This window comes from Cohnella baijiui, assembly GCF_020731285.1.
Taxonomy (GTDB): domain Bacteria; phylum Bacillota; class Bacilli; order Paenibacillales; family Paenibacillaceae; genus Cohnella.
In genome coordinates, this window is sequence record NZ_JAJFOW010000004.1 from 239,993 (window position 1) to 251,673 (window position 11,681).

The window sequence follows — 11,681 nt, forward strand, 5'->3', positions numbered from 1 at the left end:
CCTATGGGCGAAATCTACGATCTGATCGTCAAAAAAGGCACGGTCGTGCTGCCGGGAGATGTCGTGCAAGCGGACGTCGCCGTGCGGGACGGGAAAATCGCGGCCATCGCGGCGGACTTGGACGCTGGCTTGGCCGCCGGGACGATCGATGCCGACGGACATCTGGTCATGGCCGGCGTCATCGACGTTCACGTTCATTTCAACGAGCCGAACTTCGGCCATTGGGAAGGCTTTGCGACGGGCTCGGCGGCGCTCGCCGCCGGCGGTTGCACGGCCTATGCGGAGATGCCGCTGAACGGCAATCCGCCGACGGTGGACGAGGACGCGCTCCGCGAGAAGGAGCGGCTCGCCGCCGGACATTCGGCGGTCGATTACGCCTTCTGGGGCGGCCTGGTGCCGTGGAATTTGGACCGCCTGCAGGAACTGGCGAACGCCGGCGTCGTCGGCTTCAAGGCGTTCATGTCCAATCCCGGCGGCGCGGGCGAAGGCCGGTTCCGCGAGGTGGATGCGGCGACGCTGCGCGCCGGCATGGAGCGGATCGCCGCGCTCGGCGGCTTGCTCGCGCTGCACGCGGAGAGCGACGAGCTGACATTCCGGCTGGCAGCGCGCGCGCGGGCCGAGGGACGGACGGGCGCGCGCGATTTCGCCGACTCGCGGCCGGTCGAAGCCGAGTTGGCGGCGGTGGCGGAGGCGCTGGCGCTGGCGGAGGAGACGGGCTGCCGGCTGCACTTCGTGCACATCAGCTCGCCGGAAGCGGTTCGGCTCATCGCGGATGCCCGCCGGCGCGGGCTCGACGTCAGCCTGGAGACGTGCCCGCACTATTTGACGCTGACGGTGGACGACATGGCGAGGCTGGGTCCGGTCGCCAAATGCGCTCCGCCCTTGCGCGACGCGGCGAGGCGCGAAGGGCTATGGGCGAGCGTGCTGGAGGGCGAAGTCGATCTGATCGCCTCGGATCATTCTCCTTGTCCGGAGGAGATGAAAGCGGCGCCGGGCCTGACGTTTTTCGACGCCTGGGGCGGCATCGCCGGAGCCCAGAACACGTTGGAGCTGATGCTGGAGGAAGGCTGGGTGAAGCGAGGCATGTCGCTGCCTGCGCTGTCGGCGCTGCTCTCGGCAAACCCGGCCCGCACGTTCGGCTTCTACCCGCGCAAAGGCGAAATCGCCGTCGGCTTCGATGCCGATCTGGCGATCGTCGCCCAGGCCCGACCGCGGGCGCTGACCCGAAGCGAACTGCGGCACCGTCACCCCCACAGTCCGTATATCGGCAGACATTTGTCGTGCAAGGTGGTCGCCACGCTTTGCCGGGGGATTACGGTGTATACCGAAAAAGAGGGTGTCGTCGCGCCGGCCGCCGGCAGGCGATGGAGAGCGGGCGCGGGACTGGCGGAAGGTTGAGGCGGCGTCGTCGAATATGCGGTTGCCCGAGGTCGGCTTTCCGGTCCGGGATGTTGATGCGAAAGCTGCTGAAGAGGAGGGATGCGAATTGACGGCTTGCCTAAGGGCGGAGGCGTTCGCCGAACTGGCTCCGCTGCTGGAACGGCTCGCCGCTTTCGGAGCTGAAGAACGGGGAGGCGTGACTCGGCTGCTTTACGCGCAGCCGTGGCTCGACGCCCAGACGTTTCTGGCCAAGCGAATGCGCGCCGCCGGGCTCGAGGCGCGGTTCGACCGGGTCGGCAACCTGTACGGCCGCCTGCCGGGTTCGCTTCCCGAAGCGCCGATCGTGCTGACCGGCTCGCATATCGACACCGTCCGCTCGGGCGGGCGTTATGACGGAGCCTACGGCGTCGCGGCCGGGCTGCTGGCGCTGGAAGGGCTGAAGCGGACGCGCGGAACGCCGCTTCGGACGCTGGAGGTCGTGTCGCTTTGCGAAGAGGAGGGGAGCCGTTTTCCTCTGGCCTACTGGGGGTCGGGCCATATCGCCGGTGTCTACAGGCTCGAAGACGGCGCGGGCGCGGTCGATTCCGACGGCGTTCCGTTGGCGGAGGCGATGGCCGCGGCCGGCTTCGGCCGGTCGGAGCAGCCGGATTGCCGCCGCTCCGACCTGGGCGCTTACGTGGAGCTGCATATCGAGCAGGGGATTGTGCTGGAGCGGACGGGGCATCGCCTCGGACTTGTGGAAGCGATCGCCGGGCAGAAGCGATTTGCGCTGACGGTAACGGGCGCAAGCGACCATGCCGGTACGACGCCGATGGCGCTGCGGACGGACGCGCTGGCGGGCGTCGCCGAAATGGCGGTCGCGCTGGAGGCGAGGGCGCTGGCGGCGGGGGATCCGCTCGTCGCCACGGTAGGCAGGCTGGAGGTGCGGCCCAACACGCCGAACGTCATTCCGGGCGAGGTTCGTTTCACGTTGGACGTCCGGCACCATCGGGACGAGAAACTGGAGCGGTTTTGCCGGGAAGCGCTTGAGCTGTTCGCGGCGATTGCGTCGCGGCGGGGGTTGACGCTGGATGCGCAAGCATGGCTGGAGACCGAACCCGCGCCCATGCATTCCGGATTGACGGCGTTGCTTGATCGCATCTGCTGCGGCATGAACCTGCCGCCACTCAGGATGGTAAGCGGGGCCGGGCACGACGCCCAGCTGTTCGCGACGCTTTGCCCGACGGCGATGCTGTTCGTCCCGAGCAAGGGCGGCGTCAGCCATTCTCCGGAAGAATATACATCTCCGGAGAATTTGGCAGATGGGGCGGTGGCGCTGGCCGACTGCCTTTACGAGTTGGCTTACAGAGAGGAGTGGCCGCTATGAGCGAGCTTTTCGACCGAGCTTCCTACGCCGAATTGTCGCCGTCTCCGCGGATCATCATGACGCCCGGACCGGTCGAGGCCGATCCGCGCGTGCTGCGGGCGCTTTCCTACCCGGTGCTCGGCCAATTCGATCCGGAATTTACGGCGCTCATGAACGAGACGATGCAGCTGCTGCGCCATTTGTTCCGTACGGAAAACCGCTGGTCGTATCCAGTCGACGGCACGTCCCGGTCCGGCATCGAAGCGGCGCTCGTCAGCCTGATCGAGCCGGGCGATCGCGTCCTCGTTCCGATCTACGGCCGTTTCGGCCATCTGCTCTACGAGATCGCCGAACGCTGCGGCGCTTCGGTGATCGTCATGGAGCGGGAATGGGGGAGCGTATTCCTGCCGGGGGAGTTGGCGGAAGCGGTCCGGCGGGAGCGGCCCGATCTGGTCGCGCTCGTCCACGGCGAGACATCGACCGGCCGGATGCAACCGCTAGGGGGCGTCGGCGCCGCCTGCCGCGAGGTCGGCGCGCTGCTCGTCGTCGACGCGGTCTCGACGATCGGGGGCGTGCCGGTCGAGACCGACGCTTGGCATCTAGACGTCGTCATAGGCGGCACGCAGAAGTGCCTGTCGATCCCGTCCGGCATGGCGCCGCTAACATACAACGACCGGGCCGAGCGCAAGCTGCTGGCCCGCAAGCGGATCGAGCGGGGGCTTCGTGCGGGCTCCGTCGGTCCTGCGGACGATTTCGGGACGCGGGAAGGGCAGGCGGCTCCCGTCATCCGCAGCAACTATTTGGACCTGAGCCAGCTGCAGGATTACTGGAGCCCCGCGCGGTTAAACCACCACACGGAAATGACGTCGATGCTGTACGCGCTGCGGGAAGGCGTGCGGATCGCCTTGGCGGAAGGGCTGGATGCCCGCTTCGCCCGGCACCGGCTGCACGGGGAGGCGCTTGCGGCCGGGCTGGCGGCGATGGGGCTTGAACTGTACGGCGACCCGGCGTGCAAGCTGCCGGTGGTCGCCTGCGTCTCCATCCCCGACGGCATCGACGGCGAGCGGGTCCGCGGCATGCTGTTGAACGACTTCGGCGTGGAAATCGCCGGTTCTTTCGGACCGCTGAAAGGGAAGGTCTGGCGCATCGGCACGATGGGCTACAGCTGCCGGCAAACGAACGTGTTGCATACGCTTGGCGCCTTGGAGGCGGCGCTTACGCGCTGCGGTTTCCGGCTGCCGGCGAGCGAGGCCGTCCAGGCGGCGCTCGACGTATACGAGCGGCCGGCGGAGGGGGAATCGGCCTGATTTCCTGATTCGAAGCTCCGCGGATTCCGATCGAACGCGGCGGAGCGGTCTGCTTGAGAGAGGGGGAGACGGGGATCGCGAACAAACTCTTATACAACGGAACGGTGCTGACGATGGATGGCGCGGACCGCGTGCTGAAGCCAGGGTACGTGCTCGTGGAAGGCGACGAGATCAAGGAAGTGGGAGAGTGGCGGCCGGACGAGCGGCTGGAACGCCTGCGCGCCACGTGCTCTTTTGCGTGCGACGCGGCGGGCAAAGCGATCATCCCCGGCTTGATCAACGCCCACACGCATCTGTTCCAAACTTACATGCGCGGAGTATCCGACCATTATCCGCTCGCCCAGTGGTTGCGGGAGATTATTTGGCCGCTCAGCCTCGTCATGGAGCCGGAAGATTTCTATTTGGCGGGACTGATCGGCTGTATCGAAAATTTGAAATCCGGCGCCACTTATCTGATGGACCATCATTACATTCATACGTCGTTGCAAAATACGGCCGGCGTGCTGCGGGCGTTCGTCGACTCCGGCATCCGCGGTCATCTGGCCCGGGGCGGCTCAGATTTGGCCGGCGAGCCGAGGCTGCGCGAAACGGAGGAGCAGGTGTTCGCTGCGACGGACGAACTGCTCGACCGTTGGGAAGGAGCCGCTTCGGGCAGGATTCGCATCGCGCTCGGACCGCTCAATCTGTACGGCTGCTCGCGCCCCTTCCTGGAAAGCATGGCTCGCTACAGCCGGGATCGCGGCCTCATCTCCCACGTTCACGTCGCCGAAACAAAAGGCCAGATCGACAACACGATGGAACGGTTCGGCTTGCGAAACCTGGAGCTGCTGAACGAGGTCGGGCTGCTCGGCGAGCGGACCCAGGTCATTCACGGCATCTGGCTGGACGACGGTGAATTGGAAGCGATTCGCGCCCGCCAGGCATCTGTCGTACATTGCCCGGTGTCCAACATGTACTTGGCATCGGGGGTCGCGCGAGTGCCGGAAATGCGGCGGCTCGGCATCAACGTGGCGCTCGGCACGGACGGTCCCGGCAGCAACAATTGCCAGGACAATTTGGAGGTTTTGAAATTTGCGGCATGTCTGCACAAAGTGTATGCGCTCGATTCGACCCTCCTGCCGCCGATGGATGTGCTTAAGATGGCCACGATGGGCGGAGCCAGGGCGATGGGTCGGGAGAACGATCTGGGAAGTCTGGAGCCGGGCAAGCAAGCGGATCTTGTCGTCATCGACCTGTTGAAGCCCCATATCGCCCCGGTCCATCGAGCCTCTTCCGCGCTCGTTTACAATGCCAACGGCAATGACGTCGACCTGGTCATGGTGGGCGGGCGTGTCGTCGTGGAGAACGGCGCTTGCACGCTCGTCGACGAACGGGAAATTTTGCTGCGCGCCCAGTCCCGCGTAGACGCGCTGCGGGCGAAGCTGGCAGCCGAGTGCCCGGTGTTCGCGTTCGAGCATTAAAGGTTCGGCGAACGAGCGCGGCGAGGCTTCGGCAAAATGGGCGCAATAGAGTAATCAGAGAAAGGAATGATTCGACATGGCAACCTTGGGACGATTGCACGATCCCGTACTGGAAAACGATTGGCACGCCGTATGCCTCTCTTCCGAATTGAAGGACGCGCCGGTCGGCGTCACGTTGCTCGGAGAGAGAGTCGCCCTGTTCCGGACGGAGCGGGGCGTTCACGCACTGCGCGATTTGTGCGTCCACCGGGGCGCGATGCTCTCGAAAGGGTGGGTGAAGGACGGGGCGCTCGTGTGTCCGTATCACGGCTGGCATTACGACGGCGACGGCAAGTGTGTCTGCATTCCGGCCCAACCCGAGGGGGAGGGCATTCCGCCGCGGGCCAAGGCGACGACCTACGCTTGCGATGAAAAGTACGGGTTCGTCTGGGTTTGCCTCGGCGAGCCGAACGGCGGAGTTCCGCATTTCGAGGAGTTCGCCGATCCCGCGTTCCGGCCGCTTCCGTGCGGCCCTTATCCGGTGAAGGCCGCGGCCACGCGCGTGATCGAAAATTTTACCGACTTCGCCCATCTGATGTTCGTGCATCAAAATCTGCTCGGCCATCCGGACTACGCGGAACTGCCGGAAATTAAAGTCGTCAAGGAGCGGGATCGGATTTATATCGAAAATATTCCGATTTTCCAGCCGGTGGCGCACTCGGGTTCGGACAAGAAGGAAGGGACGACCTACGTCTACCGCAAGGAGGTTTATCGGGCGTTGTCCGGCCGGCTCGCGAAGACCGACCCCGGCAACGGCCAGACGCTATGGATCCTGATTTCGGCGACGCCCGTCGCGGACGACGAGTGCCTGGTCTTCATGGTCGTCTCGCGAAACTACGGCTTCGACATCGACGACGCGAATTTCATTCGATTCCAGGATATCGTCTTCGACCAGGACGCTCGTGTCATCGAAACGCAGAAGCCGGAACTGCTGCCGCTCGACCTTCAGGCGGAGCTCAATCACCGGGTCGATATTTTTTCCGTCGCGTACCGCCGCTGGTTGAACGAAATGGGTGTTGTCGTCGGCACGGCATGAGCAATATGCGTCATGTTAATGTTATTTTTCATAACATTTATATCCGAAAGAGCAGCTGAAAAACAATCTTTTCGCCCAAAATTGTGCCTCTTTACAATTAAAGTGTAACTAATATTGACGTTTATCTTACGCATCAATAAGATGAACCTAGCAGCGCAACCAAATAAAGAGGCTTGAATTTCGGAGGGGAGAGGAAGCCATGAAAAACGTTTTGGCAAGACGAAGCACCGCCTTTCTGCAGATTGTCGCTTTGACCGTTCTGATGGCCGCCTGCGGCTCGAACGGGAACAACGCATCGGAGAGCCCCAGCCCAAGCCCCGGCGCTTCGGCTTCGACCGAAGCGGGCACCGGCTCGCCTGCGGCCACGGCGTCCGCCGGCAGCTCGGCGCCGGTGGACAGCGCGGCGAGCGAAACGCCCAAAGACCTCGTCAAATCAACGCTCGTGCTGAACTGGTTCGCCGAACCGGAACATGGCGGCAACTTCGCCGCCGTCGCCAAAGGATTTTACAAGGACGCCGGCTTAGACTTGACGATTCAGAATGGCGGGCCGTCGGTTTCCTCTTCGCAGATCGTCGCCTCCGGTAAAGCGGACTTCGGCATGGTCAACGCCGACGACGTTCTCGTCGCCCGGCAGGAAGGCATTCCGATCGTGGCGATCGCCACTGCGTTCCAGAAGAGCCCGCAAGCGCTGTTCTACCACAAGGAATCCGGAATCAAGGATTTCTCCGATCTGAACGGCCATAAAGTGTACGTTGCCTCGACGGCCAGCTTCTGGCAGTACATGAAGAACAAATTCAAGCTGGATAAAGTGCAGGAGATGAAGTACACCGGGTCGCTCGTCAACTTCGTCAACGATCCGAACGCGGTCACGCAGGGATACATCACTTCGGAGACTTACACGCTTCAGCAGCAGGGAGTCGACTTCGGCACGCTGCTGAACGCCGATTCCGGCTACAACATCTACGCGGGCGTGTACATTACGACTGAGAAGATGATCAAGGAGCATCCGGACCGGGTCAAGACGTTCGTCGAAGCGACGGTCAAAGGCTGGGACTACTACAAGGATCATTCCGAAGAGATCAACCCCGAGATTCAGAAGATGAACCCGGACATGACGCTCGACATGATGAAGTTCAGCGCCGAGCTGGAAATGGACTTCGCGTTCGGCGGCGACGCCGCAACGAACGGAACCGGCACGATGAGCGAGGCTCGCTGGACGGAGCTGCAGCAGCAGCTGTTGGACGTCGGCTTGCTGAAGAAAACCGAGGCGATCCAGAACGTGTTCACGACGCAGTTCCTGCCCGGAGACAAGCATTAAGAAGCATGGAAACGAAGGGCTGTCTGCCGGGCGTCCCCGCAGGCAGCCTTCCTTGTCGGGTGGTGCCGGCCGCCCGCGACGGAAGGAGAAGGAGGTTCGGAGGCATGAAAGATGACGTTTTGGCGCAAGGCTGGATCCTGTCCGCGAGCCTGGGCGATTTGTCTAAGCCGCCGTTCGCCGCCAACTTCGCTTGAACCCGGACCGCCCGAGCATCGCCGGCCGCCAAATGCCGCGCGGCCTCGGCGTCAGCTTTGGGGCGGACCGAAGCGAATCCGAAAGGAGAGAAATATCATGTTGCAAACCAAGCAGCCAGTGTTGCGCAAGTTTTATTACCCGGTCATGCCGGTATCGATGCTCGCGGACGGGCCGAAGCACGTCACGCTGTTCGGCGAGCCCGTCGCCCTGTGGCTGGACGCCGATGGCAATCCGTCCGCGGCGGTCGACCGCTGCTGCCATCGCACGGCGAAGCTGTCCAAAGGCCGGGTGACGGACGGATGCATCGTCTGCCCATACCACGGTTGGCAGTTCAACCGCGACGGCAAATGCACGTACTTCCCGCAATCGGAGCTCGAAGATCCGCCGAAAGTGTACAAAATCAAGGCGTACCGCTGCGAGGAGCGGTACGGCCACGTCTGGGTCGCCCTAGACGAGCCTTGGGCCGGCATTCCCGAGTTCAAGCGGTTCGGGGAGCCCGGGTTCCGCCAGATCGAGGAATTTTACCACCCGATTCAATGCTCGGCGCTGCGCCTGATGGAAAATTCGTTCGACAATGCCCACATCGCGTTCGTCCACCACAACACGTTCGGCGACAACAAGGACCCCGTCCCGGCGGCCATGCGAATCGAGAAAAACGAGACCGGCTTCGACATGTACTCGGAAGTCCCGGTTACGAACAAGCTGAACTCGGTCGTCAAGGTGATCGACGTCGAGGAGGCGGTGACGGTTCGCAAGACGCATTCGCGCTGGTTCCTGCCGTTCATCCGCCAGACCGACATCACCTATCCGACGGGGCTTGTCCATTCGATCGTGACGTGCGCAACGCCGATCGACGACGCCAGCTGCATGCTGACCCAGTTCGTCTTCCGCAACGATACGGAGGAGGACGTCCCGGCGGAGAAAGTAATCGCCTTCGACCGGGCGGTCGTGACCGAGGACATGGCAGTGCTCGAATCGACGGAGCCGAACGTGCCGCTCGATTTGAAGCTGCGCTTGGAGACGCACATGTTTTCCGACAAGCCGGGCATTCTGATGCGCGAGATGCTGCTCGACCTGCTGAAGGAGCACGGCGAAGAGGAAGTGCTGCCCCGGTTCGGGACGCCGCAGGTGTACAAGATCGAGCTGAAAGCATAAAAGCCGCCGCTTTCCCGTTATTCGACCCTCATCGAAGCCGCCTCCCTCGCAATCGCACATGCGATGCGCCGAGGGGGCGGTTTATTTGCGCGGGGGCCCGTAGGTGCAAGCTTCCCGCCCGAGCAAAACCAATCTCTGGCGGGCCCTGCGATCTCTCCGATCCCGCCCGCGGCTCGAGCCCCTTCCTACGGGAAGGGGCTCGTCCGTTTGTCGCCGGCGATAGCGCGGCGATCTCGAATCAGACCGTGACGGCCGCCATCCGTACGCGGTGCTACACTTTCGAGGGCATGCCGTCAGACGTTTCTCTTGGGTCGATCGGTATAGAAAACGTGGGTTTGCAGCACGTCCAGCGATCGCTCGATCTCCGCCCGCGTCTCCGGGGAGAACCGCTGCATGCGCGCCTGGAAAAGCGAGCCGTAGTGGGCGAAGACGCCGTCCATCATCGCTTGCCCTTCGGGCGAGAGCCGGATGGCCTGCTTGCGGCGATCCCCGGCGACGGCGAACTTCTCGCAGAGCCCTTTGTCGCCGAGCTTCTTCAGCTCGCGGCTCGTATTCGGCATGGACATGTGGAGGCAATCGCTGATTTCGCTCAGCGTGACGGGCTGGTCGACGGCGAGATATTCGAGTATGGCGTATTGGACGGGCGTGATGTCGTCCAAGCGCAGATCTTTTGAAAAATCATGCTTCACCTGATGCACGGAAGCCGTGAACGCGATGAGCTTGCGGAACAGATCGTTCGGTTCCAAGATAACCACCTCTTTAACGTCACCTTAGCAAATTTGTTATCACAAAACAATTATCATTTGACAATTAAATAAGCGAATGCTATTGTTTGGTTATCATATGATAACAAAAGGAGCGAACGCCCATGAACGTGCTTCTCATTTACACGCATCCCAATCATCGGAGCCTGAACTATGCCTTCCTCGAGAGCGTCGTCGAAGGGTGCAAGGAAAACTCCCGCATCACGGAGGTGCAGGTGCTGGATTTGTACGCCGAAGGCTTCGATCCGGTCCTCGTGTTTCATGCCGAAAAGCGCAGGCGGGATATGCATCGGGACCCGGATCTGGAAAAGTATCGCGAGCAGATCCGGCGGGCGGACAAGATCGTCCTCGTCTATCCGATCTTTTGGGGACGGCCTCCCGCGATGCTGCTCGGATATATCGACCGGATGTTCGCTTCGAACTTCGCCTATCGGGACAAAGGGACGCTCCTGCCGGAAGGCCTGCTGAAGGGGAAATCGGCCGTCTGCATCTCCACGATGAAGGGACCTGCGCACTACCCGCGGTTTTGGCTGAACAATGCGCATCAGGTGCTCATGAAGCGGGCGCTGTTCGGGTTCGTCGGCATCAAGAAGGTGAAGTTTTTCGAGTTCGGCCAAATGGAGACTCCCAAAGGCAATCAAGCGTCCAAGCTGGCGAAAGTCCGCCGTTACTTCAGCCGCGTGGCCTCATAACTCCACCGCCGGTCACCATCCTTTTTCGTCCAAGTAGGAAAAACGATGCATATTCCTGGGAGCATCTGTGATATAATTGGAATAATATAACGGACGAGGTGGTTCTCAGGTGATCGGTCGCAGCGGCAATCCAACCTTAAACGACAATACCTTCGAGCGTGCGGGTCATTTCGACGGCTCAAGTCGAATGACGATCGAAGGCACGGTCAACAAAGCTTTTATCACGCTAGTCATCCTGCTCGGCTCGGCTTTCGCGACGTGGTCGATGTATTTCAACGGACAGAACGTCCTCGGATACGCGCTCGGAGGCGCGATCATCGGATTCATCCTGGCAATGATCATCAGCTTCAAGGCGAATACCGCGCCTTATCTGGTCCCGATCTACGCGCTGATGGAGGGGGTGTTCCTCGGCGCCATCTCGGCGCAGTACGAGGCGAGATTCGACGGCATCACCCTTCAGGCCGCCCTGCTGACGATGTGCGTCTTCATCGGGCTGCTCATCGCCTACAAGACCCGGATCATCCGGGCGACGGAAAACTTTAAGCTCGGCGTATTCGCCGCTACGGCGGGGATCGCGTTGGTTTATCTTGTCAGCTTCGTGCTTGGCATGTTCGGCGTCGCCGTACCGTACCTGCATGAGAGCAACTGGATCGGTATCGGCATCTCGGTCTTTATCGTCGTCATCGCGGCGCTCAATCTCGTGCTGGATTTCGACTTCATCGAGAATGGCGCAGCCCAAGGCGCTCCAAAGTATATGGAGTGGTACGGCGCGTTCGGCTTGATGGTCACGCTGGTGTGGCTCTATCTGGAGATCATTCGTCTGCTCGCGAAGATTATGAGCAGAGACTAATCGCGCAATCGCGAGCGAAGCTCCGCCCCTAGGGGGCGGAGCTTTTTGTATCGGCGGCATGTTGCACACTTTCGGCGGTATCGGGCATGCATCTCGGAGAACCCAATAGGGTAGACGTAGACCTCTTTATAATCGCAAAA

Annotated in this window: 10 protein-coding genes; 9 read left to right on the forward strand and 1 reads right to left on the reverse strand. The window is 62.0% G+C overall.

Features of this window, described 5'->3' with window-relative positions; all coding sequences use genetic code 11:
• Window positions 1-3: 3 nt before the first annotated feature.
• The 7 genes from allB to LKX83_RS06370 all read left to right on the forward strand — a co-directional run bounded on the left by allB (window position 4) and on the right by LKX83_RS06370 (window position 9,235).
• Window positions 4-1,398, forward strand: a complete 1,395-nt coding sequence (gene allB, locus LKX83_RS06340) for an allantoinase AllB (protein ID WP_227881327.1) — start codon at window positions 4-6, stop codon at window positions 1,396-1,398.
• An 88-nt stretch (window positions 1,399-1,486) separates the two neighbouring features.
• Window positions 1,487-2,746, forward strand: coding sequence for a Zn-dependent hydrolase (locus tag LKX83_RS06345; protein WP_227881328.1), 1,260 nt, complete (start codon window positions 1,487-1,489; stop codon window positions 2,744-2,746).
• Window positions 2,743-4,032, forward strand: a complete 1,290-nt coding sequence (locus LKX83_RS06350) for a pyridoxal-phosphate-dependent aminotransferase family protein (protein WP_227881329.1) — start codon at window positions 2,743-2,745, stop codon at window positions 4,030-4,032. Before LKX83_RS06345 ends, LKX83_RS06350 begins: the two co-directional genes overlap by 4 nt.
• A 53-nt stretch (window positions 4,033-4,085) precedes the next feature.
• Window positions 4,086-5,492: an amidohydrolase family protein gene (locus tag LKX83_RS06355; protein WP_227881330.1), complete on the forward strand. Its 1,407-nt coding sequence runs from the start codon at window positions 4,086-4,088 to the stop codon at window positions 5,490-5,492.
• A 76-nt stretch (window positions 5,493-5,568) separates the two neighbouring features.
• Complete coding sequence (locus tag LKX83_RS06360) at window positions 5,569-6,567, forward strand: aromatic ring-hydroxylating dioxygenase subunit alpha (protein ID WP_227881331.1); 999 nt, start codon at window positions 5,569-5,571, stop codon at window positions 6,565-6,567.
• Between the two features lie 199 nt (window positions 6,568-6,766).
• Window positions 6,767-7,885: an ABC transporter substrate-binding protein gene (locus tag LKX83_RS06365; RefSeq protein ID WP_227881332.1), complete on the forward strand. Its 1,119-nt coding sequence runs from the start codon at window positions 6,767-6,769 to the stop codon at window positions 7,883-7,885.
• A 291-nt stretch (window positions 7,886-8,176) separates the two neighbouring features.
• Window positions 8,177-9,235 carry an aromatic ring-hydroxylating dioxygenase subunit alpha gene (locus LKX83_RS06370; RefSeq protein WP_227881333.1) on the forward strand — a complete coding sequence of 353 codons (1,059 nt, stop codon included), beginning with the start codon at window positions 8,177-8,179 and terminating at the stop codon, window positions 9,233-9,235.
• Window positions 9,236-9,528: 293 nt separating this feature from the next.
• Here LKX83_RS06370 and LKX83_RS06375 read toward each other — a convergent pair whose 3' ends face one another.
• Window positions 9,529-9,990 carry a MarR family winged helix-turn-helix transcriptional regulator gene (locus LKX83_RS06375; protein WP_370639032.1) on the reverse strand — a complete coding sequence of 154 codons (462 nt, stop codon included), beginning with the start codon at window positions 9,988-9,990 and terminating at the stop codon, window positions 9,529-9,531.
• 113 nt (window positions 9,991-10,103) lie between these two features.
• Between LKX83_RS06375 and LKX83_RS06380 the strand changes: the two genes are divergently transcribed.
• Window positions 10,104-10,691, forward strand: coding sequence for an NAD(P)H-dependent oxidoreductase (locus LKX83_RS06380; RefSeq protein ID WP_227881335.1), 588 nt, complete (start codon window positions 10,104-10,106; stop codon window positions 10,689-10,691).
• 109 nt (window positions 10,692-10,800) lie between these two features.
• Window positions 10,801-11,541 carry a Bax inhibitor-1/YccA family protein gene (locus tag LKX83_RS06385; RefSeq protein ID WP_227881336.1) on the forward strand — a complete coding sequence of 247 codons (741 nt, stop codon included), beginning with the start codon at window positions 10,801-10,803 and terminating at the stop codon, window positions 11,539-11,541.
• Window positions 11,542-11,681: the final 140 nt, after the last annotated feature.

Bases quoted from the DNA above. Each gene is read 5' to 3' on its own strand.
- allB (WP_227881327.1), top strand. From the start codon at position 4: ATGGGCGAAATCTACGATCTGATCGTCAAAAAAGGCACGGTCGTGCTG.
- LKX83_RS06350 (WP_227881329.1), top strand. From the start codon at position 2,743: ATGAGCGAGCTTTTCGACCGAGCTTCCTACGCCGAATTGTCGCCGTCT.
- LKX83_RS06360 (WP_227881331.1), top strand. From the start codon at position 5,569: ATGGCAACCTTGGGACGATTGCACGATCCCGTACTGGAAAACGATTGG.
- LKX83_RS06365 (WP_227881332.1), top strand. From the start codon at position 6,767: ATGAAAAACGTTTTGGCAAGACGAAGCACCGCCTTTCTGCAGATTGTC.
- LKX83_RS06370 (WP_227881333.1), top strand. From the start codon at position 8,177: ATGTTGCAAACCAAGCAGCCAGTGTTGCGCAAGTTTTATTACCCGGTC.
- LKX83_RS06380 (WP_227881335.1), top strand. From the start codon at position 10,104: ATGAACGTGCTTCTCATTTACACGCATCCCAATCATCGGAGCCTGAAC.